28 protein-coding genes are annotated in these 25,999 nt (G+C 42.0%); 27 read left to right on the top strand and 1 reads right to left on the bottom strand.

What is annotated here, in order from left to right:
* The first annotated feature begins 129 nt into the window (after positions 1 to 129).
* The 19 genes from A8F94_RS03590 (at position 130) to rpsA (ending at position 17,706) form a co-directional block, all read left to right on the top strand.
* A complete protein-coding gene (locus A8F94_RS03590) occupies positions 130 to 1,230 on the top strand; it encodes a helix-turn-helix domain-containing protein (protein WP_066195708.1) in 1,101 nt (366 codons plus the stop codon).
* Positions 1,208 to 2,707: a RecQ family ATP-dependent DNA helicase gene (locus tag A8F94_RS03585; RefSeq protein WP_066195703.1), complete on the top strand. Its 1,500-nt coding sequence runs from the start codon at positions 1,208 to 1,210 to the stop codon at positions 2,705 to 2,707. The genes A8F94_RS03590 and A8F94_RS03585 overlap by 23 nt, the downstream gene beginning before the upstream one ends.
* Positions 2,697 to 3,305 carry a CPBP family intramembrane glutamic endopeptidase gene (locus A8F94_RS03580; RefSeq protein ID WP_066195700.1) on the top strand — a complete coding sequence of 203 codons (609 nt, stop codon included), beginning with the start codon at positions 2,697 to 2,699 and terminating at the stop codon, positions 3,303 to 3,305. Before A8F94_RS03585 ends, A8F94_RS03580 begins: the two co-directional genes overlap by 11 nt.
* Positions 3,283 to 4,053: a LysM peptidoglycan-binding domain-containing protein gene (locus A8F94_RS03575; RefSeq protein ID WP_066195697.1), complete on the top strand. Its 771-nt coding sequence runs from the start codon at positions 3,283 to 3,285 to the stop codon at positions 4,051 to 4,053. The genes A8F94_RS03580 and A8F94_RS03575 overlap by 23 nt, the downstream gene beginning before the upstream one ends.
* Before the next feature lie 114 nt (positions 4,054 to 4,167).
* On the top strand, positions 4,168 to 4,626 hold the full coding sequence (locus tag A8F94_RS03570) for a YpbF family protein (protein ID WP_066195694.1): 459 nt from the start codon (positions 4,168 to 4,170) through the stop codon (positions 4,624 to 4,626).
* 124 nt (positions 4,627 to 4,750) lie between these two features.
* The gene (locus tag A8F94_RS03565) at positions 4,751 to 5,386 is read left to right on the top strand and encodes a CBS domain-containing protein (RefSeq protein WP_066195692.1); all 636 of its coding nucleotides are present in this window, start codon (positions 4,751 to 4,753) and stop codon (positions 5,384 to 5,386) included.
* A gap of 68 nt (positions 5,387 to 5,454) precedes the next feature.
* Positions 5,455 to 5,808, top strand: coding sequence for a hypothetical protein (locus A8F94_RS03560; protein WP_066195689.1), 354 nt, complete (start codon positions 5,455 to 5,457; stop codon positions 5,806 to 5,808).
* 22 nt (positions 5,809 to 5,830) lie between these two features.
* A complete protein-coding gene (locus tag A8F94_RS03555; RefSeq protein ID WP_066195686.1) occupies positions 5,831 to 6,604 on the top strand; it encodes a metallophosphoesterase in 774 nt (257 codons plus the stop codon).
* Between the two features lie 114 nt (positions 6,605 to 6,718).
* A complete protein-coding gene (locus tag A8F94_RS03550) occupies positions 6,719 to 7,297 on the top strand; it encodes an adaptor protein MecA (protein ID WP_066195684.1) in 579 nt (192 codons plus the stop codon).
* A 232-nt stretch (positions 7,298 to 7,529) separates the two neighbouring features.
* Positions 7,530 to 8,804, top strand: coding sequence for a Glu/Leu/Phe/Val family dehydrogenase (locus tag A8F94_RS03545; RefSeq protein ID WP_066195681.1), 1,275 nt, complete (start codon positions 7,530 to 7,532; stop codon positions 8,802 to 8,804).
* A 189-nt stretch (positions 8,805 to 8,993) separates the two neighbouring features.
* Entirely contained in the window at positions 8,994 to 9,953 is a 960-nt protein-coding gene (locus A8F94_RS03540; protein ID WP_066195678.1) for a YpdA family putative bacillithiol disulfide reductase, read from the top strand.
* Between the two features lie 47 nt (positions 9,954 to 10,000).
* A complete protein-coding gene (locus tag A8F94_RS03535; RefSeq protein ID WP_066195674.1) occupies positions 10,001 to 10,957 on the top strand; it encodes an asparaginase in 957 nt (318 codons plus the stop codon).
* A 261-nt stretch (positions 10,958 to 11,218) separates the two neighbouring features.
* The gene (gene prsW, locus A8F94_RS03530) at positions 11,219 to 11,911 is read left to right on the top strand and encodes a glutamic-type intramembrane protease PrsW (protein WP_066195669.1); all 693 of its coding nucleotides are present in this window, start codon (positions 11,219 to 11,221) and stop codon (positions 11,909 to 11,911) included.
* A gap of 504 nt (positions 11,912 to 12,415) precedes the next feature.
* The gene (gene sleB, locus A8F94_RS03525) at positions 12,416 to 13,156 is read left to right on the top strand and encodes a spore cortex-lytic enzyme (protein ID WP_066195667.1); all 741 of its coding nucleotides are present in this window, start codon (positions 12,416 to 12,418) and stop codon (positions 13,154 to 13,156) included.
* A gap of 14 nt (positions 13,157 to 13,170) precedes the next feature.
* A complete protein-coding gene (ypeB, locus tag A8F94_RS03520; RefSeq protein ID WP_066195664.1) occupies positions 13,171 to 14,517 on the top strand; it encodes a germination protein YpeB in 1,347 nt (448 codons plus the stop codon).
* Positions 14,518 to 14,605: 88 nt separating this feature from the next.
* Positions 14,606 to 14,785 carry a DUF5359 family protein gene (locus A8F94_RS03515; protein WP_066195661.1) on the top strand — a complete coding sequence of 60 codons (180 nt, stop codon included), beginning with the start codon at positions 14,606 to 14,608 and terminating at the stop codon, positions 14,783 to 14,785.
* A 362-nt stretch (positions 14,786 to 15,147) separates the two neighbouring features.
* Entirely contained in the window at positions 15,148 to 15,828 is a 681-nt protein-coding gene (gene cmk, locus A8F94_RS03510; RefSeq protein ID WP_066195658.1) for a (d)CMP kinase, read from the top strand.
* Positions 15,825 to 16,418, top strand: a complete 594-nt coding sequence (locus A8F94_RS03505; RefSeq protein ID WP_066195655.1) for a lysophospholipid acyltransferase family protein — start codon at positions 15,825 to 15,827, stop codon at positions 16,416 to 16,418. Before cmk ends, A8F94_RS03505 begins: the two co-directional genes overlap by 4 nt.
* Before the next feature lie 148 nt (positions 16,419 to 16,566).
* Positions 16,567 to 17,706: a 30S ribosomal protein S1 gene (rpsA, locus tag A8F94_RS03500; RefSeq protein ID WP_066195653.1), complete on the top strand. Its 1,140-nt coding sequence runs from the start codon at positions 16,567 to 16,569 to the stop codon at positions 17,704 to 17,706.
* Positions 17,707 to 17,794: 88 nt separating this feature from the next.
* Here rpsA and A8F94_RS03495 read toward each other — a convergent pair whose 3' ends face one another.
* Positions 17,795 to 17,938, bottom strand: a complete 144-nt coding sequence (locus A8F94_RS03495) for a YpzI family protein (RefSeq protein WP_066195650.1) — start codon at positions 17,936 to 17,938, stop codon at positions 17,795 to 17,797.
* A 110-nt stretch (positions 17,939 to 18,048) separates the two neighbouring features.
* Between A8F94_RS03495 and A8F94_RS03490 the strand changes: the two genes are divergently transcribed.
* The 8 genes from A8F94_RS03490 (at position 18,049) to spoIVA (ending at position 25,508) form a co-directional block, all read left to right on the top strand.
* Positions 18,049 to 18,660 carry a YphA family membrane protein gene (locus tag A8F94_RS03490; RefSeq protein WP_066195647.1) on the top strand — a complete coding sequence of 204 codons (612 nt, stop codon included), beginning with the start codon at positions 18,049 to 18,051 and terminating at the stop codon, positions 18,658 to 18,660.
* Entirely contained in the window at positions 18,653 to 19,528 is an 876-nt protein-coding gene (locus A8F94_RS03485; protein ID WP_066195644.1) for a YIEGIA family protein, read from the top strand. Before A8F94_RS03490 ends, A8F94_RS03485 begins: the two co-directional genes overlap by 8 nt.
* Positions 19,529 to 19,541: 13 nt before the next feature.
* Complete coding sequence (locus A8F94_RS03480; protein ID WP_066195643.1) at positions 19,542 to 19,727, top strand: capping complex subunit for YIEGIA; 186 nt, start codon at positions 19,542 to 19,544, stop codon at positions 19,725 to 19,727.
* Between the two features lie 209 nt (positions 19,728 to 19,936).
* On the top strand, positions 19,937 to 21,247 hold the full coding sequence (gene der / locus A8F94_RS03475) for a ribosome biogenesis GTPase Der (RefSeq protein ID WP_066195640.1): 1,311 nt from the start codon (positions 19,937 to 19,939) through the stop codon (positions 21,245 to 21,247).
* 20 nt (positions 21,248 to 21,267) lie between these two features.
* Positions 21,268 to 22,311: an NAD(P)H-dependent glycerol-3-phosphate dehydrogenase gene (locus A8F94_RS03470; protein WP_066195637.1), complete on the top strand. Its 1,044-nt coding sequence runs from the start codon at positions 21,268 to 21,270 to the stop codon at positions 22,309 to 22,311.
* 507 nt (positions 22,312 to 22,818) lie between these two features.
* Positions 22,819 to 23,016, top strand: coding sequence for a DUF2768 domain-containing protein (locus tag A8F94_RS03465; RefSeq protein ID WP_066195635.1), 198 nt, complete (start codon positions 22,819 to 22,821; stop codon positions 23,014 to 23,016).
* A gap of 31 nt (positions 23,017 to 23,047) precedes the next feature.
* The gene (locus tag A8F94_RS03460) at positions 23,048 to 23,755 is read left to right on the top strand and encodes a hypothetical protein (protein WP_066195632.1); all 708 of its coding nucleotides are present in this window, start codon (positions 23,048 to 23,050) and stop codon (positions 23,753 to 23,755) included.
* A 274-nt stretch (positions 23,756 to 24,029) separates the two neighbouring features.
* The gene (gene spoIVA / locus A8F94_RS03455) at positions 24,030 to 25,508 is read left to right on the top strand and encodes a stage IV sporulation protein A (protein WP_066195630.1); all 1,479 of its coding nucleotides are present in this window, start codon (positions 24,030 to 24,032) and stop codon (positions 25,506 to 25,508) included.
* The last annotated feature ends 491 nt before the right edge of the window (positions 25,509 to 25,999 follow it).

Raw genomic sequence — 25,999 nt, 5'->3', positions numbered from 1 at the left:
TTTTCAATAGATAATATACTGATAATCCTTATCACTACTGCATTCTTTCGTCAATTTTCCCGAAATAAAGCCATCTAAACCACTATATTCATGATAGAATGATGGTATGAACATTTTTAGGAGGATGGTATGCAACAATTGCGCTATACAAACCAGCTCTCTTATTTAGAAATGCTAATTTTATTTTGCCTAAAACAATTAAATGGTGAGCGGTCAATTTATTCTATTTATCACCTCCTTAATGGCAAGAAATCCGCTCAAACCATTCAAGATGCCCATTTATTTGAACTTACTCGTTTTTTTAGAGTATATGAATCTTTATCCAGGGAACTGCTGGAAGACATTGTGAAAATTCTTGCTTCCAAAGGGCTAATTGAGAGCGGTAATCCCGCTCATTATTTTGTGACTGTAAAAGGGAACGCGCTATTGACGGAGGCACTTGAGGTTCATCCTTTTCCTAATCATTTGTCAGGATTGAGGTTCAGCCAGCTTAGCCAGATTCTTTGGGAGAGGCTGTCCCTACTTGTCCAGGTTTGCTCTCATTTTACTTATAAAGAAAATTCCTATGTTCCAATCCAAAAGGGCAGGCAAACCCAACTTTGGGTAAAGGCCTTCTTTTCTAAAAGGGATTCAGCTGAAAAGACGAAAATTCCTTATCTGATTTATAGAGAATTAATGGAAGTCCTTGATAACAAAGGGATTCCGATTCCTGATATTCTCGTTTTAAGGCTGAGCGGTTACAAACATATAGGTATGACGACGGGCCAGGCAGCAAGCAGGCTTGGTATGGATGAGGTTCATTACCGCGTTGAATTCCAGGGAATTCTCCACTATATATGCGAAACTGTCATTACAAATGGAGCCAGATTTCCGATTCTGTATGAGCTGGTGCGGGATGGAAGTAAAAGCAGCGCACTGACATTAACTTCACGCCAAACAATGAAACTTTTACATCAAGGATATTCGATTGAGGACATTTCCATGTTTCGAAATTTAAAAATAAGTACAATTGAGGACCATATTGTCGAGATAGCCTTGAATTGCCCTGATTTCTCCATTGATCCATTTGTACGTGCGGAAGAGCAACAAATGATTGCTGAACTAGCAGAAAAAACATCTTCGAAACAACTGCGCCATCTAAGGGATCTTTTAGGCGGCATGGATTATTTTAAAATACGGCTTGTATTGGCAAAGCTTGGTGATAGTAATGTTGGAACAAAAATTATATAAATATTTTGGCTTTGCTACTTTCCGTCCGGGGCAAAAGGATGTTGTTTTATCACTGCTATCGGGTAAAGATACTCTCGCAATGCTTCCTACCGGAACAGGTAAATCGCTTTGTTTTCAGCTTCCGGGATATTTAATGGAGGGATCCGTCGTTATTGTTTCCCCTTTGCTATCGCTGATGCAGGATCAGGTTGAGCAATTAAAGAAGAGAGGGGAAAAACGGGTTGTCGCCATTAATTCCTTTTTGTCCCCAGCAGAAAAAAAAGAAGCACTCTTACGCCTCCAACAGTATAAGTTTATTTTCCTATCACCGGAAATGTTAACAATGCCCTATATAATTGATAGGCTTAATGAGATTGAGGTCTGCCTCCTGGCAATTGATGAAGCCCATTGCATATCACAGTGGGGTTATGATTTTAGGCCGGATTATTTAAAGCTTGGCGAGTTTAGGAGCAGGCTTGGCAATCCGCTCACACTCGCTTTAACGGCTACGGCTACAGCCGAGGTGAGAGAGGATATTGCCAATAAGCTTCGTTTGAACAACCATGCAAAAATAATTTCAAGTATTGACAGGCCAAACATTTCTTTTCACATTGAACGGCTGGTCGATTCTCCTCAAAAAGATCGAAGAATACTCGAACTTGTGAAAACACTTAAACGCCCGGGCATTATTTATTTTTCCAGTAAGAGGGCTGCGGAGCAAATTGCGGAGCTGCTAAGGATTAACGGACATTCCCGGACAATGCCCTACCATGGAGGTATGGAACAGGAGCAGCGAGTGTTAATCCAACAACAGTTCCTGAATGGCCAGCTTGATATCATTTGTGCGACAAGTGCTTTTGGAATGGGTGTGGATAAAGAAGACATCCGATTTGTCATTCACTACCATATGCCGATGCAAATTGAATCATACTTGCAGGAAATTGGCCGGGCTGGCCGGGATGGACGAGCATCACTTGCCATATTGTTATACGCGAATGGAGATGAAATCCTGCAATACAGTTTAGCCGAAGGGGAATTGCCTTCGGTTGAACAGGTGGATGCCTTCTTTTCCTTTCTAAACAGACATAAATTGAAAACCAATGATAGAGGTAGTTTAGAACAGGCACGGGAGGCGGGAGGATTTTCCGATAACCAATGGCGCTGGTTTTCTGATTATCTTAACGGTATGGGAAAAGAGCAGCTGCCAGCTAAAGGCGAGGAAATAAACCGGTATATTGCTGGCAGAAATAGGATTAAGATTAATCAAATTCGTAAGATGAAGAATATAATTGAACATGATGGATGCATTCGAAATGCGTTTCTCGATTATTTCGAAGAACCACACCTCGAAACTCGGCGAAAAACATGCTGTGATGCCTGTGGGCTCAGTTTAACAGATTTTCTTGTTGAACTTGGTCAAAAGGAAAAAGCAGAAGCCGGGCATGACTGGAAAAGGCACTTATCTTATTTACTTCTGGGTGAAGGCTATGAAAAATAAACAAGCAGAACTTATTGGACAACTTACGGACAAAGAATTGCTCATCCATCTTTACGCAACCCAGTTATTTCTGCTGGTCGTTTCATTTATATTGGGTGTTCTCCTTTTTGATTTAAGGTTCTTTGGGAATTTAGCCCAATGGAATGATCCGGCCATTTGGTTAATAGGGCTGCCAGCGGGAATCGCTGTTGTCTTACTGGATATAATTCTAATGAAACTGCTGCCATCTTCCTATTACGATGATGGCGGGTTAAATGAAAGGATATTCCGTTCAAGAGGCACCCTCCATATTGCTTTTATAGCAGCAATCGTTGCCATAAGTGAGGAAATACTTTTCAGGGGGATAATCCAGGAGAAAACTGGGCTGATCATAGCCAGTATCATTTTTGCAGTAATCCATTACCGGTACTTATTTAATTGGTTTTTATTTGTGAATATTGTAGCTCTTAGTTTCTTCATTGGGGCTATCTATAGCTGGACTGATAATCTTGCGGTTACGATTGTGATGCATTTTACTATAGACTTTCTATTAGGTTTGGTTATAAAGCTAAAAAACAGGAGTGGAGGGAAAGTCGATGAACAAGGAAGACCCATATAGGAAACAGGCAGAAAAAAACCGGAGGCGGATCGTGATAGCCAAGCCGGATCCAAACGATGTATCTTCCCTGCCTCCAAGATCTAGGGTGCACCAGGAAAAAAAGAAAAAAACGGTACTTAAATTAAAATATCCTGTCATTCGATTACTTGTTCTTTTTTTCATCTTGCTTCCGATTACTGTACTAAGTGTTATTTCCAATATGGAAGAAAACAAGTCTGAACTATCAGCAAGATCCGGCTATGAAGAAGTCAGCCTGGAGGAAAAGGACCGTGAAATCGCCAGTGGAGAAGAAAATGGAGCAGATAAGTCAATTGCCACTGCCACTAGGGAGGATGAAACTGCTGAACGATCCAATGGCGATGCAAAACAAACACTTCAATCCTCATCACCCGACAAGCCAGCTACTGAAGGTAAAGACAGCCAGGTGTCTCCGGTAATTAGCCCTGCAAACACTAAACAGCAACAGGGGAATTCAGCTGCTAAAACATCTGAAATGGCAAATAAACAGACTGGTCAGGAAACTACTGAGCCAGAAGGCACTCAAACTGAGAGCTCAGGGTCCGAAGAAAGCAAGCCTGTAACCAGCAATAAAATTCTGTACCATACGGTTAAGCCAGGAGAAACCCTGTTTCGGATTGCAATGACATATTATAAAAACCAAGCGGGCATAGATACGATCCGCAAAGCCAATGGTCTAGTTGGAAATGAAATTGAGACAGGACAAACATTAAAAATACCAGTCAATTAACCGGCCGCCCGCAGCGGCCGGTTTTTAGTTGGGAAGCTCTTCATAAACAAGTGGACAGGTTCATACATTTCTATAAGATAACCTTGAAGCTAGTTTGGAAGGGGAATCAGGTCTATGGAAACACCAATAAGCATGCTTGATAGCCGCACTGATCAGGCAACAAAAGAAATGCTCAATAATGTGGTGAAAAGAAAAAAGAAGTTTGACGATGCGAAGCGTAAACATTATGCATCCATTACTGCCCTGCTTGGCATAACAGCCATTTACTTGGCCTACTTGTATTTTACCGTTGTGGTTCCTTACTCGTATTCATTTTATGCGATGTTTTCAACCTTCGTCGGAAATGGCTTGAATTTCTTTTTCTTTATCCTAACAGGCTCACTTTATGGGCTAATGGTGCTTTTAAAACAGCAAAGCGATAAGAAGGAAAAAGAGTTTCATGAACTTAGATGTGAAATTGTTGATCGAAGTAAAGACTTGTGGAAAAAGGAAGATGAGTGGAAATCCAGGCACATTGTGTTTGAGATGATGAAAAAACAATATGATATAAATCTTTATCATGAGAAGAAATAGTGTTTCATGAATGCAGGGAAGTTTTAAAGCGCCCTCTCATAATAAAATTCTATAAAAGAAAGGATTTTTAATTTAGTTTGTTGAAATAGTACTATGAAGGATTTTTTATGCAGAGGTGATGGGAATGTTCGTAAAAAGCATTATGATTCCAAAATATAATTGCCATGTGGTCCAATCGGGTGAAACGGTGCGCAAAGCACTGGAATGTCTTGAAGAACATCAGATTGACGGTGTTCCGGTCCTGAATGGCGATAAATATGAAGGGATTCTTACCCTTCATCGTATTTTTGAACAATTTTTCAAATCAGGCAAATCGAAAGATGCGTTCCTTGATGAAACGGTTATATCCGATATTGCTACTCATCAGGAATCCTACTTGGATGGTGGGGAGATTTTTGAAAATACGCTAATGGAATTAAGAAATTTCCCGTTACTATCAGTTGTTGATAAAAAAGGGAACTTTCTGGGGGTTGTAACCCGCTATGATGTTTTAAATCAATTTCAAAGTGCGTTTGGCATGAACAGACCAGGTGTCAGGATTGCTTTCACTTCGGTCGAAACCGAAGGAAGGATCGCGCGTCTGGCAGAGATTGCTCACCAATTCCATGAACATATTATTTCACTTGTAACCTTTGATGAAACAGATAAACTGGTTAGAAGGATCGTATTGAAGGTTGAGCGTAATCAAAATCTCGACAAATTTATTAAAAAGCTTGAAGAACACGGATTCCGTATTCTTAATATTCATGAAGATGAATAAACGCACCTGCTAAAAAAATGGCAAGTAGCTTATTTCCCCCTCATATATAGTATATGGGGGGATTTTTCGTGCACATTTTTATCCTTATGATTACGATGCTCATTTGCGGCTATTTATTCAGCTCTTGGATGGTGATTTCAAACCCATTTTCACTCAATAGCTTTTTGCTCGATTTAGTCCTGAATCCGCTCAGCTTTTTTGCCGCTGCTGTAGCATATTTTTCGGGAGTAGGAATCAATGGGTATTTGATCCGTACATTTTCAGCTGCTCCTAAAAGAAAGGCTTTAAATAGGTTGTCGGCTTTCTTCATTTGCTTCGGTTCAATTTCTATTTTTTATTTTCTATATCAGGTTTCTCCTGTACATACACTCGTATTTTTCGGCTCAAGCCTTATTTATGGTATGATTTCCATATACTTTTAGTCTGGTGAAGGGTGCTGAATGAATGGGGTTCTTTTATTTTTTGATGGCTGCCGCAGTTTTGGGTGCCATTCTGTTGGGTTATATGATTTATCTTGCATTTGAAAATAATCTTATAGAGCAGGAACTGCTCTTTTCCGACTTTCCTGAATCGTTCGGTGAGCTAAGGGTGTTTTTCATTTCGGATATCCATAAGAGACTTGTGGATGAATCATTGGTTAACTCCGTAAAAGGAAGAGTTGACATTGTGATAATTGGCGGGGACTTGCGTGAGAAAGGAGTGCCTCTAAGCAATGTTGAAACGAATATCCTAAAGCTGAAATCATTAGGTCCGGTCTTTTTTGTTTGGGGCAATAATGACTATGAAGGAGAGTACCGTGCCCTTGATCATCTCTTGCTGAGCCATGGTGTTAAAATTCTCGACAATACAGCAACTTCTTTTGAGTCAGTGAATGGTGATAAATTAGTGCTGCTTGGTGTTGATGACCTCGGTTTGCAGAAGGATCGGCTTGACCTCGCACTACTTGATGCCGGAGAGGGGGATTTTAAGGTTCTTGTGAGCCATAATCCTGAGATTATTAAAAAAATTGAGCCTGAACAAGGTATTTCATTGGTTCTAAGCGGCCATACACATGGAGGCCAAATTCGCATCGCTGGATTCGGCCCTTATCAAAAGGGCGGAATTCGAAAAGTTGGAAATCTACTGTTGCTGACTAGCAATGGCTATGGAACAACCATGCTTCCGTTAAGATTAGGCGCTAAATCCGAATGCCATCTGCTGACAATAAGGAATGGATAATTGTTAAAAACTGGTTCGATAACAAAAGTGGTGGTGATTAGTAAGACAAATCACCAACCCGCTGCAATGACATAAACTATCAAAAAGAGTGAGTCATGGCAGGGGGCTTAACGCATGCGTCTTGAAAGGTTGACAGCAAATAAAATTAAAATATTTATAACCTCTGATGACTTATTTGACAGAGGTTTATCCAAGGAGGATATAGTAAAGGATTCGCTTAAATGGAGGCAGCTTTTTACCGATATGCTTGAGGAAGCAAGCGACACGCTCGATTTGGATATCCAAGGGTCTGTTGCAGTTGAAGTGTTTTCCCTTCAGGCACAAGGGATGGTTATGATTATTACTGTTGCCGAACAACCCGGAGAAGAAGAGCTTCTCTATGATGGCTTCATAGACATGCAAGTAACGGTTGAAGGTCTAGAAGATCTTTTGTTTAGATTTGAATCCATAGAAGATGTTATTCAGCTGGTTAAGCGTCTTTCGCAGCTTGGCACTAACGGCGGAAGCCTGTATTCAATGCAGGGGAGCTATTATCTCCTCTTTGATGCCTCTTCCAGGGATGTCGAGCTTAGTGCTTCCTTAATGGCTGAATATGGGGTGTCCTCCATATTGAGCGTGGCTTATCTCGAAGAGTATGGGAAATTAATAATAAAAGACCATGCAATTCAGACTCTCCTCCATTATTTTCAATAAGCGGATAGCCCCCCTGGCGGCAGCCGCTATTTTTTTGCCTATCGCTAACCCTGAGAGGTAAAGGGCCATAGCACTTGTGTCTGTAGTCAAATGACTCATTTAACAACGTTTACACAAATCTGTGCGAATAGACTGAATTGGCATTTTTATCTTTGCATTAACTTTTTTTAAGTGTATACTTATCTCTGAAAGCCACGAACTTTCGAGCAGTGATATCTTAGGAGGTTTATAAATGGCAACGGGGAAAGGTAATGAAAGTACGAATCTTGAAAAACATGATGTTCTTAAATCCACGCAAACTGTCATCCATAAAGCACTTGAGAAGCTTGGATATCCCGAAGAAGTGTACGAGCTTCTGAAAGAGCCTATCCGGATGATGACTGTAAAGATACCAGTGCGCATGGATGATGGATCGATCAGGATCTTTACCGGATACAGGGCCCAGCACAATGATGCAGTCGGACCGACGAAGGGCGGGATTCGCTTTCACCCGAATGTAACAGAAAAGGAAATTAAGGCACTTTCAATATGGATGAGCCTTAAATGCGGAATTGTAGACCTCCCATATGGAGGAGCAAAGGGCGGGATCATTTGTGATCCACGCGATATGTCATTCCGTGAACTGGAAAGGCTTAGCCGCGGATATGTCAGGGCAATAAGCCAGATTGTTGGCCCTACAAAAGATATTCCGGCACCGGATGTATTTACCAACTCTCAAATCATGGCTTGGATGATGGATGAATACAGCAGGATTGATGAATTCAATTCACCTGGATTCATTACAGGGAAACCGCTTGTCCTTGGAGGTTCCCACGGCCGTGAATCAGCAACTGCAAAAGGGGTAACCCTTTGCATTCGTGAGGCGGCAAAGAAGAAGGGCATCGAGCTTAAAGGAGCTCGGGTTGTTGTCCAGGGATTTGGGAACGCTGGAAGCTATCTATCAAAATTCATGCATGATGCGGGTGCGAAGGTGATTGGAATTTCCGATGCATATGGTGCTCTCTATGATCCGAATGGCCTCGACATAGATTACCTCCTTGACCGCAGGGATAGCTTTGGTACAGTTACAAAGTTATTTAATAATACAATCACAAATAAAGAATTGCTGGAACTTGATTGTGACATTCTTGTTCCTGCAGCAATTGAAAACCAGATTACTGAAGATAATGCCCACAATATAAGGGCAAGCATCGTTGTGGAAGCTGCCAACGGCCCGACAACTTTGGAAGCTACGGAAATCCTGACTGAGCGTGGAATCTTGCTGGTACCGGATGTTCTTGCATCTTCCGGAGGAGTAACCGTGTCCTATTTCGAATGGGTTCAAAACAACCAGGGCTATTATTGGTCCGAGGAAGAAATAGAAGAAAAGCTTGAAAAAGTGATGGTAAAGTCATTCAAGAACATTTATGAGACAGCCCAGAACCGCCGCGTCGATATGCGTTTGGCTGCTTATATGGTTGGGGTTCGCAAAATGGCTGAAGCCAGCCGTTTCAGGGGCTGGATTTAATCCAAACCATTCCTGTATAGGCTCAATTTGCTTTTGCATTGATACCTTGATGAAAATCTCCTATCATAACAGATAGGGGATTTTTTTTCGCGAAAGAACGACAGTGCGGAGCTTCCTGTTGTGGAACGGAAATCGACACCAGAGTATAGAACCTAAGTTAATCTAATAATAGTTTCAGGAGTGGCAACGATGCAAAAAGAAGATATCATTATTATTGGAGCTGGTCCATGTGGCCTAGCTGCTGCAATATCATTGAAGAATGCTGGCAAAAACCCGCTTATTATTGAAAAGGGAAATATCGTGAATGCAATTTATCACTATCCAACCCATCAGACATTTTTTAGCACTAGCGAGAAGCTTGAAATAGGCAATGTACCGTTCATCACGGAAAATTACAAGCCGGTCAGGCTCCAGGCGCTAGTTTACTACAGAGAAGTTGTAAAAAGGAAGCAATTGAGGATCAGTTCGTTCGAAAAAGTAACTTCTATTAATAAAAAAGACAGTCTTTTTACGGTTAAGACGGAAAAAGATATTTACGAAACACCGTATGTTATTATTGCGACTGGCTATTATGATAACCCAAATTATATGGGTGTTCCTGGAGAGAGCTTGCCTAAGGTATTCCATTATTTTAAGGAAGGCCACCCTTATTTTGATAAAGACGTATGCGTTATTGGAGGAAAAAATTCCAGTGTGGACGCAGCGATTGAATTAAATAAAGCTGGGGCAAGAGTAACCGTGCTTTATAGGGGAAGTGAATACTCTCAAAGCATTAAACCATGGATTCTTCCAGAATTTGATTCGCTTGTCCGAAACGGGGCAATCCGCCTTGAATTTAATGCTCATGTGAAGGAAATAACAGAGCAGGAGGTATTTTTTGAAAAGGATGGACGCATCCAGCGAATTCAGAATGATTTTGTGTTTGCGATGACCGGATATCATCCAGACCACAATTTCTTAAAGCAAATCGGTGTTGAAATTGATCGTAAAACAGGCAGGCCCAGCTATAATCCCGAAACAATGGAAACAAATGTACCAGGAATCTTTATTGCAGGTGTGATTGCTGCCGGAAATAATGCAAATGAAATTTTTATTGAAAATGGAAGATTCCATGGAGACGTGATTGCAAAAGCTCTAACAAATAAATAATAAAGCATTGGGCAGGCCTGATGCTTTTAACGAATCAGGGTGATTGAATGAGAAAAGTAGTATTGTTGACCACAGGCGGCACCATTGCCAGTAAACCAAACAAGGATTCTGGCAAACTGGCCTCAGGGGAAATGACGGGGGAAGAATTAGCAGAGCGCTGCAAGCTTCCGGATGATATAGAAGTAATAGTAGAATCCGTATTCCAAAAGGCCAGCATGCATATTACGTTTGATGATCTGATTTACTTGAAAGAAAGAATTGAGGAATATTTCAAGGATGATACGATTTGTGGGGCAGTTGTTACCCATGGTACCGACACAATGGAGGAAACTGCCTACTTTCTTGACCTGACTATTGATGATGAACGGCCTGTTGTTGTTACAGGGTCACAAAGATCGCCAGATGATTTGGGCAGCGATGTGTTTATTAACTTAAGGCATGCGATCTATTCAGCCTGCTCAAGCGATTTACGCGGCACCGGCACAGTCGTAGTCTTTAATGAACGGATTTTCGGTGCGCGTTATGTTAAAAAGGAGCATGCTTCCAATATACAAGGATTCAGTGTCTTTGGATTCGGTTATTTGGGCATTATCGACAATGATGAGGTATTTATCTACCAAAAGCCTATTAGGCGGGAAGTATTTAAGTTAAAATCCTCTATACCGCGTATTGAGATAGTCAAATGCTATATGGGCGGAGATGGAATATTTATTAAAGCTGCCAGAGAAAGCGGAGCGAAGGGAATTGTGCTTGAGGGAGTCGGCCGTGGCCAGGTAGCTCCATTAATGATGGATGAAATTGAAAAGGCTATCGCTGAAGGCATATTGATCGTTATAACAACCAGTGCTGAAGAAGGTACAGTTTATACGACTTATGACTATAAAGGGAGCGCTTATGACCTTTATAAAAAGGGCGCAATTCTTGGTAGTGATAATGATTCTAAAAAGGCAAGAATTAAACTTGGTGTTGCTCTTGCCAGCGGTGTCACAAAAATAATATTTTAAAAAACTCACCCGGCAGCAAATAGGCTACTCGTCACCTTGCACAGCGAAATGCATAGAAAAGGTAACGAGTAGCCTTTATTTGTGACCTGTACTTTGTTTTCTAAATAAAGATAAAAATTTCAGCTTGCCTCGTTGTTAGTAAAGACAAACATTTTTCACAAGAAAAGTTCCCATTTTCTTTCTGTTCCCACCGTGTTACCATAAAGGAAATGGAAATTCAGGATAAGATGTGTTCGCATCTTTAAAGAAAGGAGGCCGTGCATGCTGGGGGTCTTTTCTGCCGGGATTGCACCCGGCCTCGCATTGCTCAGTTATTTCTATTTGAAGGATGAAGTAGAAGCGGAACCGCTTTCAGTTGTATTAAGGGCTTTTTTAAATGGAGCCTTGCTCGTTTTTCCAATCATGTTTATACAGCACGTCCTCTCTGTCGAGAATGTGGTTAATTCAGGTTTGGCGGAAGCGTTCTTTTCAGCTGGCCTGTTAGAGGAATTCGTTAAGTGGTTCATTCTGTATTATGTGATTTACAGGCACATTGCTTTTGATGAGCCCTTTGATGGTATTGTGTATGGTGCGGCTGTTTCGCTTGGCTTTGCTACTGTGGAAAATATTTTGTATTTGATTGGAAATGGTGTAGAGCATGCATTAGGCCGTGCACTGCTTCCAGTTCCAAGCCATGCCTTATTTGGGGTGATTATGGGATTTTATCTCGGAAAAACAAAATTCAGTAAAACAAACCAAAAATGGTGGTTGTTTTTATCAATAACCTTGCCAGTCGTTCTTCATGGAATCTATGATTTTATCTTAATCACTCAGGAAAATTGGATATACATTATAACACCATTTATGGTTTTCCTTTGGTGGTTTGCATTCAGGAAAGTTAAAAAAGCGCGGATCTTAAGTGCTGCCCATCTCAAAAGCAAGTATCAACCTCAAAAACCCCTTCACTTGCAGTAATTCTCTGGAATATTTGAAGAGTATAAACTTCTCATCTTTGAGGGGTTTATACTCTTTTTTTATCGATAGGCTGTGTTAAAGGAATTGTTATATTCGAGCAGTTGATTTGAGCGGAAGGCACGAAGACTCCTCGGAAATGCATACGCATTTCCTTCGTGCGTGGGATTACTCGAGGAAGTTGTTCAATATCCTGCGGGAGAAAAGGTCATTGGGAGACCCCGGAGGCGCTAGCGCCGAGGAGGCTCCCAGACCGCCCGCGGAAAGCGAAGTGCCTCGTGACAGGCAAAAGGCGCCTGTCCCTGCGATGCTGATTCTTGGGAGCTTCCCTTGTGGAGCGAAAATCAACAGTTCCGTTTACTAAAGCTAACGATTAAACATTGGACGAGATGATAGATTCTCCTAAATTTCTTTACTTATGATTCTCCATGAATTTTATTGTATAAAATCGCCTGTCTTACAAAAAATACACTCAATATAGAATGAATGGAAATGGAGGTACCAAAAATGAAAAAGAAGTGGATGGCGGTCCGCATATGCACATTAGTTTTATTGCTATGCCTTCCCGTCCTTTCTGCGACAGGTGAAAAAGCAGAAGCGTTCAGCAATCAGGTCATCCAGCATGGCGCAGTAGGGGAAGATGTAATTGAGCTGCAATCAAGACTGAAATACATTGGCTTTTATACTGGGAAAATAGATGGAGTCTTTGGATGGAGAACGTACTGGGCGCTCAGGAATTTTCAATATGAGTTTGGAATGAAGGTTGATGGTCTCGCAGGTGAAAATACAAAATCAAAGCTTGTAAAGGCCACCAAGTATAACAAGCCTGGCGGAGGCACAACAAAAGCTGCCGGACAGGCAAAACCATCGGCAACGAATGTCCCAAATGGCTTTTCCCAGAATGATATAAAGCTTATGGCCAATGCGGTGTACGGAGAAGCAAGAGGTGAACCATACGAAGGGCAGGTTGCTGTTGCGGCTGTCATTTTGAACAGATTGGAAAGCTCTACATTTCCTGACACCATTTCTGGGGTCATTTTTGAACCCCTAGCGTTTACGGCTGTCGCTGACGGACAAATATGGCTCACTCCCAACGAGACTGCGAAAAAGGCTGTAATGGATGCGATAAATGGCTGGGATCCTACTGGAAACGCAACTTATTATTTCAATCCGGATACAGCAACAAGCAAGTGGATTTGGTCACGCCCCCAAATCAAAAGGATCGGAAGGCATATATTCTGTAAATAAAGCAGGTGAAGGAAATGATTAGAAACGTAATAATCGTTATCCTCGTGGTTGCCCTTGCAGGGACCGGTTACTGGGGATATCAGGAGCATAAAGAAAAGAATGCAGTTCTGATCAATGCAGAGAATACTTACCAAAAATCTTTTCACGAACTCACATATGAAATCGATTTGCTTCATGATGAATTAGGATCAACATTAGCTATGAATACACGCAAGTCACTGTCGCCTTCCCTTGCCGAGGTTTGGAGGATTACTGCGGAAGCACGCCAGGATGTTGGGCAGCTTCCTCTTTCCTTGCTCCCGTTTAATAAAACGGAAGAATTCCTAAGCAGTGTAGGTGACTTCAGCTACAGGACAGCGGTAAGGGACCTTGAAAAAGAACCGCTTACTGACCATGAATACAAAGCTTTGCAGTCGCTGTATAAAGAAGCCGGCGATGTTCAGGAGGATTTGAGAAAAGTACAGCATACGGTTCTTAAAAACAATCTTCGCTGGATGGATGTGGAACTCGCTCTGGCCTCTGGCCGGGAAAACAGTGACAATACAATTATTGATGGTTTTAAAACCGTAGAAAAAACGGTTTCAGGTTATGGAGAAACAGATTTCGGCCCTGGTTTCGTCGATATGAAAAAAAGTGATGCCAACTTCAATGATCTTCCTGGTAAAAAAATATCAAAAAAAGAGGCAGTAGCAACAGCCAGGAAATATATCGGTTTTGATGGAAATGCCAAAACAAAAGTCACTAAAAATGGAAAAGGATCAGACTACGGGTTTTATTCAGTATCAGTCAAGAATAACCAAACAGGTTTGGAAGCCATGATGGATATTACTCAAAAAGGCGGCTATCCCATTTGGTTTTTGAATAACCGGCCCGTTAATAAGGCATCCATTTCCTTAAATGAAGCCAGCAATCGTGCCCTTGCCTTCCTCAAGGAGAACGGCTTCTCCTCAATGGAATTATTTGAGAGTGCGCAATATGATTCGGTGGGCGTCTTTACATTTGTTACTAAAATAGGAGAGACGAGGATTTATCCTGATTCGGTGAAGGTAAAGATTGCCCTTGATAATGGAATGCCAGTTGGTCTTTCAGCAGAAGATTATTGGAAAAACCATAAAGACCGAAAGTTGGATAAACCTGCAATCACCAGTGAAGAAGCAAGAAAGAAAATTAATCCAAAAGTAAAAATAATGGAAGAACGCCAGGCGGTCATTGTCAATGATGTACGGGAGGAAGTCCTATGTTATGAATTCCTGGGAACTCTAGGTGATGATACGTACCGGATCTATATTAATGCAAAGAATGGCGATGAAGAGAAGGTTGATAAGCTAAAAGAAGCTGAAGCATTGTACGAGGGTGCATGATATAGGCCGTGTTTTCAATTGTAGGAACCGTTTAAAATGATCATCTTGGGCGATACTGTAGGCAAATCCAAGTGAAAAGAGAGCGGTTATGAAAAGAATTGAACGCATAATGATTAAAATTGCTGTCGCACAGCTGCTATTTTTAATCCTTGCACAGCTGATATTTCATCAATTTGGGTTGTTACAGGAAGTTCTACCAATTACAAAATATGAAGGAGGGAAGTCCGAATCGTACACGGATTTCCTCGAATCCTTCCAGGATAAGTAGGGGCAGGAGAAATCCTGTCCTTCTTTTACTGTTTAGAAAGTATAACTTTTCATTAATAATTATCTAGCTCCCGCGCCTTCAGTCCAATCTTTACGGCGATGACCAAGGCGCTTGCGCTCTCTTATGATATCGGCACGTTACTTGGGACCTTCCCTTTGTGGTGCAAAATTCTTAAGTTCGATTTATATAACATCCTATATCAAAAAATCATTTAATCTATGGTAAAATAAATAATTGGTAGCTATATATGTTGAATGAAAGAATACCTAATTGGATTGGCGCAAAAATCCAGTAGCTTAAGTTCACTCTATATAGAAAATGAATTCAGCAAAGATATGCAACGGTTATATACAGGAGGATTTATGGATAAGAAAATTTCAATTGCTATTGACGGCCCAGCAGCTGCCGGAAAAAGCACAGTGGCAAAAATAATCGCTGAAAGGCTTTCCTACATTTACATTGACACTGGTGCGATGTACAGGGCTCTCACCTATAAAGCTCTTAAAAACGGGGTTGACTTGGAGAATGAAGAGAACTTGATTGATATGCTGCTTGGTACCTCTATTGGCCTATATCCATCTGACAAAGGGCAGCTCGTATTTCTTGATGGCCAGGAAGTAACCGGGGACATACGTACTGCAGAAGTAACCAACTCTGTTTCGATTGTTTCAAGGCATCGGAAGGTAAGGGAAGAAATGGTGAAAAGGCAGCAAAAGTTTGCAGAACATGGAGGTGTGGTCATGGATGGCCGCGATATTGGTACCCATGTCCTGCCCGATGCTGAAGTAAAAGTATTCTTGCTTGCAAGTGTGGATGAACGGGCTGCTAGAAGGCATGCCGAAAATAGTGCCAAAGGTTTTGCTTCCGACCTGGATACGTTGAAGAAAGAAATAGCTGCCCGGGACAAACTTGATTCGGAGCGTGAAGTTGCTCCTTTGGTGAAAGCTAAAGATGCGGTTGAAATAGATACAACTGCCCTGTCAATCCAGCAGGTGGCTGATACAATCATGGCATTAGTTAAAGAGAGAGTGGGGAAACAATGACGTTTTATGATTTTGCCAGAACAGTTGTTAAAGTTGCTTTAAAGCCTGTCTATCAATATGAAGTGATTGGAAGGGAAAATTTCCCGAAGGAGGGCGGTGTCCTGCTTTGTTCCAATCATATAGATAATCTTGATCCGCCAATGGTCGGGATTACTGCACCACGCCCTGTTCATTTTATGGCCAAGGAAGAGATTTTTAAAGTGCCGGTTTTGGGGAATATTGTCAGGAAGTGCAACGCATTCCCTGTTAAAAGGGGCATGAGTGACCGGGAGGCCTTAAGAAAAGGATTGGGTGTTTTAAAGGAAGGAAAGGTTTTAGGATTGTTTCCAGAGGGAACAAGAAGCAGGACAGGGGAATTGGGTAAGGGTTTGGCAGGAGCCGGATTTTTTGCCCTTCGCTCGAATGCCCATGTAGTTCCGTGTGCGATAATTGGTCCATATAAAAAATTCGGGAAACTGAAAGTAGTCTACGGGAAACCGATTGATATGGAAAAGGCAAGACTAGAAAAGGCTTCTGCAGAAGCTGTCACTGAATTAATTATGTCGGAAATACGCAAACTTATTGAAGAACACAAAGGGGTTTCCGCTTGACAAAAAAGTCCTTTTGTAAGAAGTTAATAAAAAAGGATATTTTTTAGAATATTCTATAGACTTGCAGCCGCGGATGGGCATATAACTTTTATTTGTTAGCCCCATCGATTATGTTAAAAGGGCAGCCAATGGTTAAGGAGGAGTACATATGTCGGAAGATATGAACCAAATTGAAGTTGGAACTTTTGAAATCGGGGACAGGGTAACCGGACAAGTTACCAAGGTTGAGGAAAAGCAGGTCCTCGTCGACATCCAAAACAGCAAGCTTGACGGAATTATTCCAATCAGCGAATTGTCCAGCATCCATATTGAGAAAGCGTCGGATGCGGTTTCTGAAGGTGATACACTTGAGCTTGAGGTAATGAAGGTGGAAGAGGAAGCTCTTATTCTCTCAAAGCGCAAAGTGGACGCTGAAAAGGCCTGGGACGAGCTAGAGCAGAAATTTCAAAGCGGAGAAGTTTTTAACGCTGAGGTAAAGGATGTCGTGAAAGGCGGCCTTGTCGTCGATCTTGGCGTCCGTGGATTTGTGCCTGCATCCCTGGTTGAAGCTTACTTTGTGGAGGACTTCTCCGATTATAAAGGAAGAGAGCTGTCCTTTAAGATTGTTGAGCTGGATAAGGAAAAGAACAGGCTTATCCTATCTCACCGCGCAGTTGTTGAAGAGGAGAAAGGCAAGAAAAAACAAGATTTGCTCGAAACCCTGCAGCCTGGACAGGTTATTGAAGGAACCGTCCAACGGATTACCGACTTTGGTGCGTTTGTAGATATCGGGGGTGTTGATGGCCTCGTCCATATTTCACAATTATCTCATGAACATGTCGAAAAACCGGGTGATGTCGTAGAGGAAGGCCAAAAGGTTCAAGTGAAGGTTCTAAGTGTAGACCGTGACAATGAAAGAATTTCCTTGTCAATCAAGGAAACACTTCCTGGACCTTGGGCCAATATAGCCGATAGGGCTGCAAAAGGCAGCGTCCTTACCGGTACAGTGCGCCGAATCGTATCATATGGAGCATTTGTTGAAGTTTTTCCTGGTGTTGAAGGCCTTGTGCATATTTCCCAGATTGCCCACAAACATATCGCAACACCTCATGAGGCTCTAAGGGAAGGCCAGGAAGTGGAAGTGAAAGTTCTCGAAGTCAATGAGCATGAGCAGCGCCTCAGCTTAAGCATCAAGGATCTTCTTGAAAAAGACGTCGAGGAAAATGTTGATTATGAACTTCCGGAAGAATCAAAAGGCTTCCAGCTTGGTGAGCTTCTCGGAGATAAATTAAAAAACCTTAAAAAATAATAGTAAAGTTTCAGAGGCTCCCCAGTTTCAAACGGGAGCCTTTTTGTTATGGGTGATCAAGAAAACCGCGCAGGAATCCCTAATTGTACTAATCCTTATGTTTGTAATTCAACTTTCTCGCCTCTTCTGGGGTTTGAAGCCCTGTAGCACCCGGAAAGCCTAAATCCTGGTCACGGTCTGATTCCACTCTTCCACTTTTCCTCAATTTCTTTTCCTGTCTGTCTTTTCCCATTTGCACACACCTCCTCTCTTTTAAAATAAATCAATGAACAAAGATTATTCACTCGTGTATGAAATTACATAGCTCCTGCCGATAATGGAAATGATAGGAGGAGGGTATGTGTGGCTGGGCTGTTTTTTTATTTATTGGCATGGTTGTTTTGGATTTATCTCACTTTCATACTTGACCGGAAAAGTCCGCTAAGACGAAGAATGGCAGTCGGCGTACTGGCGGTTATTGGGCTTGCGCCTTATCATGTTCAAGTATTCAGTATCACTGTTTATTTAGGTGCGTTGTTTCTCTTTTTCTTCTCACTTTCTTTTTTGAGAGGGGAAAAAATAAAGCAGCTTGCATATTTTTATATTTGCTCGCTAATTTTAGCGATTGCTTATGGTGGTATTCAAATTTTTTACTTCTTTGATCCGGTCATCTTTTTTATTAACAAGGACCTGCTTTCAGCCTTTATTATTGGAGTCTTATCGATCATCCTTCAAAATTTGCTGGGAAAAAGATTTCTTTTAGTTTTATTTGCTACATTGCAGGGCGAGCTGCTGCTTTCCATTGTCCTCATCCAGCTGGGTTTCCCTTATGAAGCAGGCGGCTATGTTTTTTTAGACCACGCAGCTTTTTGCTCCGTTTTAATCTTACTATGGAGTGCCATTGAAAAATTAACTTCACTTGTTGGAACACTATTCAATTCCGTTGAAAGGGGGAAGAAACTTCCTCATGAATGAATACACCTATCCAATTCTGACAGGCCTCATTGTGGGTGTGTTAGCCCGTCTTTACATGCTGAGGACAGATTATCGCCAATATCCAACGTATCTTCATGGAAAAATTGTTCATGTGGCTGTAGGTTTTATAGCCTCGGGGCTTGGTGCAGTGGTTGTTCCATCTGTAATGAACAAAGAGTTTACAGCAGTGACCTTCCTGACAATCGCTGCCTCACAGTTTAGGGAAGTAAGGAATATGGAGCGCAACACGTTGAGCGTGCTGGATGAATATGAGTTGGTAAAGCGGGGAAGCACCTATATCGAAGGAATTGCGATTGCATTTGAAAGCCGTAATTATCTTGTTATCCTGACGTCTTTTGCAGTAACTCTTGCTTATTTGTGGATAAACATAGTGGCTGCGATTGTAGCGGCCATTTTGGCTTTGATAGCTGTAAAGCTATTGATGTCAGGAGGGACAGTAGGAGAGATAGCGGATATAGAATACGTGCAGCCTAGATTTGAAGGCCCGGGATTATATGTAGATACAGTTTATATTATGAATATTGGTCTGCCTGAGCGCAGGAAGGAAATCCTTGAAAATGGAATGGGTTTCATCCTGAAACCTAAAAACGCCAATTCAAAAATCACACTGGGGAATTTGGGGCAGCGTCAGGCAATTCTCCATGATGTCTCAACCGCGCTTGGTGTTTATAGGGATTCTGGTACACCTGCGCTTGTTCCATTAGCAAAAAGAGATTTACAGGATGGGCGTTTGGCCGTGTTTGTCCTTCCCCATGAGAAGGATCAACAAAAAGCACTTGGTATCATTGCTGCTGTGCCGACACTGGAAAATGCAATCCGAATGCCTTCAAAAAAATTAAAAGAGTAGTGAGGGATGAATCGTGAGCCTAGAAAAGTTCATATTGGCCGTTGTGACAACCAATTCTGCTAAAGTTTCCGGAGGAGCAAGTGTTTTCCATTGCTCTGATAAAAAGGAAATGGACGAACTCACCGCAAATCTGGAGGCAATTCTGGATGGAATAGCGCATGCGCTTGGAGATGAATTATATATAATAGTCAAGCATTGAACGGAAATAGTTTTATTTGCGTCAATGGACGAACATTGTTACTATTATGAAGAGTTAAGCCCTTCCTTAGAAGGGTTTATTTTCGCTAATAGGAAAATATATAGATTAACCGTTTTAACGCATAATAAAGAGCGAAAACAGTACGTAACAGGCTGGATGCCAAAAAGGTGAACGCCTGAATCTTAGATCGCAAATTAAGGGTGAATTGAATGGTAAAACCAACAGTAGCAATTGTCGGACGCCCAAACGTCGGCAAATCAACCATTTTTAATAGAATAGTCGGAGAAAGGGTTTCGATAGTCGAGGATATTCCTGGTGTGACTAGAGACCGTCTTTATAGCTCTGCAGAATGGCTGACTCATGATTTCAATATTATTGACACAGGTGGAATTGATATAGGGGATGAACCGTTCCTTGAGCAAATTCGCCAGCAGGCTGAAATTGCAATGGAGGAAGCGGATGTTATTATCTTTATAGTAAATGGACGTGAAGGTGTAACAGCAGCCGATGAAGAAGTGGCTAAGATTCTTTATAAAACAAAAAAGCCAGTCGTCCTTGCAGTCAACAAAATCGATAATCCTGAAATGCGCGCGGAGATTTACGATTTTTATGCACTGGGCTTTGGTGAGCCTTTCCCTATTTCAGGCGCTCATGGACTGGGTCTTGGGGATTTGCTTGACGAGGCAGCAAAGCATTTTCCAAAAACCGATGACAGAGAATATTCAGAAGATGCCATCAAGTTCTGCTTGATCGGCCGCCCAAATGTCGGTAAATCCTCACTTGTAAACGCGCTTCTTGGTGAAGAAAGGGTTATTGTCAGTGATATAGCGGGTACAACCCGAGATGCTATCGACTCAATGTATGAATTTGAGGGACAGGAATATGTCATCATTGATACCGCAGGCATGAGGAAAAGAGGAAAGGTTTACGAGAGCACAGAAAAATATAGTGTACTCCGGGCTTTGCGTGCGATTGAACGATCGGATGTGGTCCTCGTTGTTATAAATGCGGAGGAGGGAATCCTGGAACAGGATAAAAACATTGCCGGATATGCGCATGAGGCAGGAAGAGCCGTTGTCCTGGTCGTAAATAAATGGGATGCTATTGAAAAAGATGAAAAAACAATGAAAGAGTTTGAAACGAAAATCCGTGAACATTTCAAGTTCCTCGATTATGCTCCAATTGTCTTTTTGTCGGCAAAAACGAAGAAACGAGTCCAAACCTTGCTGCCGGTCATTAATATGGTGAGTGAAAACCATGCACTGAGGGTTCAAACGAACGTACTTAATGATGTGATAACCGATGCAGTCGCCATGAATCCGACTCCAACCGATAAAGGCCGAAGATTGAAGATCTATTACACGACCCAGGTCGCTGTGAAGCCGCCTACATTCGTCGTTTTTGTTAACGAGCCTGAACTGATGCACTTTTCTTATGAGCGTTTCCTGGAAAATCGAATCCGTGATGCTTTCGGATTTGAAGGGACTCCAATCAAAATATTTGCGAGAGAAAGAAAATAACGTAAAGGTTGTGATATAGAATGGAGAAGCACGCTGGGGAAATCGCTGTATTAGGCGCGGGAAGCTGGGGAACTGCACTTGCGTTGGTGCTTGCGGATAATGGGCATAAGGTAAAACTGTGGAGCCACAATCCCGGACAGGTGATGGAAATTAATGAATCAAGGGCCAATGCGAAATATCTGCCGGGAATTGAGATTCCGTCACTAATAGAGGCTGTTTCATCATTGAAAGAGGCCCTTCAGGCTACAGATACGGTTGTTTTAGCTGTACCGACGAAGGCAATCAGAGAAGTCATCGCCAAAATGAGGGAAATACAGACATCTCCGGTAACCATTGTCCATGTTAGCAAAGGAATAGAACCTGATTCATTACTGCGAATCTCGGAAATGATTCAAGAGGAAATGCCAGCAGAGCTTTTGAAAGCAATTGTAGTTCTCTCAGGCCCTAGCCATGCTGAAGAAGTAAGTCTCCGGCATCCGACTACGGTTACAGTTTCATCGGAAGATATGGACGAGGCTGGAAGGATCCAGGATCTTTTTATTAACCAAAACTTCAGAGTCTATACCAACCCCGATGTCATTGGGGTTGAAATTGGCGGGGCTTTAAAAAATATTATTGCCTTGGCTGCTGGAATAACCGATGGCCTTGGCTATGGGGATAATGCCAAAGCAGCCCTCATGACAAGAGGACTTGCCGAAATCGCCAGGCTTGGAACCAAGATGGGAGCCAACCCGCTCACCTTTGCCGGGCTTGCCGGTGTGGGTGATTTAATAGTTACCTGTACAAGTGTCCATTCAAGAAATTGGAGGGCAGGAAACTTGTTAGGCAAGGGGCAGAGTCTTGAGGAAGTCCTTGAAAACATGGGGATGGTTGTCGAAGGAGTCAGGACAACGAAAGCCGCACATCAGCTAGCTGCCAAATATAATGTTGAAATGCCAATTGCGGATACGTTATATAAGGTGCTGTTTGAAGAGATTCCTGCCAAGGATGGCGCTGATATTTTAATGGCACGGAATAAAACCCACGAGATGGAAGACCTGACGAACATCCTCAAAGAAAATTAATTTTTGACGGGTTAACACTTGGGGGTTATTGGATAAAGACCATCTCTGAGAATGGTACATCCAAGCCTTTGAGAAAACCGATTTACAATCATTGATACTGGTCCATCTTACACTGATGGACACGGCTGTCAGTAGAACGGAACTGACCATCAGCAGTAGGCACGACTGAAGGAAGGTCCGCATTTAAACCCACTCTTAAGGAAACAGTAAGCCCTAAAGGGCAATTGTCCTAAACATCCTTTACTTTATTATCCAAACTTGGGCTTTTTGGAGATGCATTTATTTTTCTGCCTGCATACAATGCAACGAAACATTTTGGTAAAGTGAATTGTTGTGAGGGTATATTAGTTGAGATTTGAGCAAGGACTCGCCCCCCTTGCTCTTTTTTTATGCCACATCACCGATAGCTTGGAGGTTGGTTGGACAAAGTTGGAATCAACTCTGGCCAAAGAGTTCAAGTAAGCTTGTTCCTGTGATATAATAATTTTTTGTAAAGGGGGTATTTGTTTGTCACCAGCATTGATGAAAATGTGGATTTCGTTTGTTGGTATGGGGTTAATGTTTGTTTCCATTCTTACAATTTACTTGAGCAGGTACAAATTAAAAGGGGTCCTTCGGCTTATTACCGCCATTTTAGCCTATGTAATGATGGCGCTATCAGGGCTGATTATTTTCCTTGTCGTCATGAGTGGGCCAACAAGTTAACCGGTATTACATAATCCAAAGGATGGATGTTATGTTTAAAAGAATTAAAATCATGTTTATTTTCATACTTATATCCATTCTCTCGGGCTGTTTGTATCCTGAAGGTGAAATGGCACAAAACCAGATTCCTTATCAGGATCAGCTTAGTGCAGTCCAAACGGCTGTCAACCAATTTCAAACCGATAACGGCGGCATTCTGCCGATTAAAACGAAGGAAATGGATACGCCGATTTATCAGAAATATCTGATTGATTTTAACAAAATTTCACCAAGATACATGGCTGAACCTCCAGGCAATGCTTTTGAAAGCGGCGGCATTTTCCAGTATGTGCTCATTGATGTAGAAACAAATCCGACAGTCAAGCTGCTCGATTTAAGGATTGCGGACCAGATTCGCGAGCTGAAAATCCGGATTAATGCCAATGGCTATCCTCCCTATAAAGAGAGGATCGGGCAGAATGTCTTTACGATGGACTATAAAAAGCTTGGCTACAAAGAGGAGCAATTTGCAGTCAGCCCATTCACCCAGCAAAACCTTCCGTTTGTCGTAACAGGGGAGGCCGAAGTGTATGTTGACTATCGAAGTGATTTATACCAGGCACTTAAAAAATCAGAGAAATCATATGCAAAGGGCGATGACATCCGCAGCGTTTTAACAGACAGTTCAATGTTCGTTCCGGCGTATTCTTTGCCATATACCATTGATGGCAATGGAGAGCCTGTCTTTATGGAAAACTAGTAATTTACCCTATATTAAAAAATTGATAATCGTATGGCATAACCCTTTTTCTGTGAAATATATTTACAGGAGAAGGGTTTTTTCTTTTCGCATGCTTCCCTGGCTGGGTTAAGACCGGTATATTCCGGAATAATGGGTTTTCCCGAACAGGAGGTAAAAAATAAATAGGCTTTTAATGCATAAATAGATAGGACAACATCATAAACATATACTGTCCAAAATTACCTAAATGGATAATATTATCCCACTAACTCTAGGATCGGGAGGGGATCTCTTGGAAAGGGTAGATATTTTTAAAGATATTGCTGAAAGAACTGGCGGCGATATTTATCTGGGGGTTGTTGGGGCTGTGCGCACCGGCAAATCCACCTTTATCAAAAAGTTTATGGAACTGGTTGTACTGCCAAATATGAGCAATGAGGCAGAACGGGCAAGGACGCAGGATGAATTGCCGCAAAGCGCCGCAGGCAAAACAATCATGACTACTGAGCCTAAATTCGTCCCTAATCAGGCAGCTACAGTCTTTGTCGACGAGGGGCTTGAGGTGAATATTCGCCTGGTGGATTGTGTTGGCTATACGGTCCCGGGTGCAAAAGGCTACGAAGATGAGAATGGCCCTCGGATGATTACGACACCTTGGTATGAAGAACCGATCCCATTCCATGAGGCAGCGGAAATTGGTACTCGAAAAGTCATCCAGGAGCATTCGACAATTGGCGTTGTCATCACAACAGACGGAACAATCGGTGAAATCCCCCGCAGCTCCTACTTGGAAGCGGAGGAACGCGTCATTAATGAGTTGAAGGAAGTTGGCAAGCCATTCATCATGGTTGTCAATAGTGCCCAGCCTTATCATCCAAATACGGAGTCACTCCGAGCAAGCCTGGCTGAAAAATACGATATACCAGTCATTGCGATGAGCGTTGAGGGAATGCGTGAAACAGATGTCCTTAATGTATTGAGAGAAGCATTATATGAATTCCCTGTTATTGAAGTAAATGTTAACCTGCCAAGCTGGGTAATGGTGCTTAGGGAAAATCACTGGCTTCGCCAAAGCTACCAGGAAGCTGTAAGAGAAACAGTTAAAGATATTAAGAGATTGCGAGATGTCGATCGCGTTGTCACTCAATTCAGCGATTTTGATTTCATTGAAAGAGCCGGACTGGCTGGCATAGAAATGGGCCAGGGTGTCGCAGAGATTGATCTTTATGCCCCTGACGAGTTATATGATGAAATTCTAAAGGAAATTGTTGGGGTGGAAATCAGGGGGAAGGATCACCTGCTCGAGCTTATGCAGGACTTCGCCCATGCGAAAGCTGAATATGACCATATCTCAGATGCTCTTAAAATGGTTAAACAAACAGGCTATGGAATTGCCTCGCCTTCATTGGCCGATATGAGTCTCGAAGAGCCGGAAATTATCAGGCAGGGTGCGAGGTTTGGAGTAAGGCTGAAAGCAGTTGCACCTTCCATTCACATGATTAAGGTCGATGTTGAATCTGAATTTGCTCCAATCATTGGTACAGAAAAGCAAAGCGAGGAGCTTGTACGCTATCTCATGCAGGATTTCGAAGACGATCCGCTATCCATCTGGAATTCGGATATTTTCGGAAGAAGCCTCAGTTCTATCGTCAGGGAAGGCATTCAGGCCAAGATTTCGCTGATGCCCGAGAATGCCCGCTATAAGCTGAAAGAAACACTTGAGCGGATTATCAATGAAGGATCAGGGGGCTTAATTGCTATCATTCTTTAACAGAATACATTGCAGAAAGAGAAGGCTCCCAGCGGGCCTTTTTCTTTTGTCTGCTAGGAGTAATTATAACGCATAAAGAACACCATTTGTCGAAAAATTGTCGAATGCAAGTTTTTTTAATTATGAAGTAAATTTCAGCTGCACCGGATGCTCTCCTTGTTTAGATTGTCCAATAAACGGGGAAAGAGTATTTATGGCCATGTGGGATAGGTAGCGAAAGAGGAATAAAAATCTTAGTAAAGGCCTTGTTTTTCCTATATTCGACAAAAAATTAGTTTTTTCGTCCAACTGATGAAAAGATTTCCGCTATTTAATGGATTAATCTTGATATACGAATTTTTATGTGATAATCTTTTAACAGAATTATCCTCAAGAAGCACAAAGCCTTAATTTCATTGGGTTTTCTTTTGTTTTTTAAGTAAAAATGATTGAAATCCAGCGAGGCTTCATTTATGATAAGCCTTGTCAATTAAATACGGTTATACGTATAG

Source organism: Bacillus sp. FJAT-27225 (assembly GCF_001685025.1).
GTDB lineage: Bacteria > Bacillota > Bacilli > Bacillales > Cytobacillaceae > Bacillus_D.
Note: the sequence above shows the minus strand (reverse complement) of the source record. Positions and strands in the feature narration are given on the sequence as shown.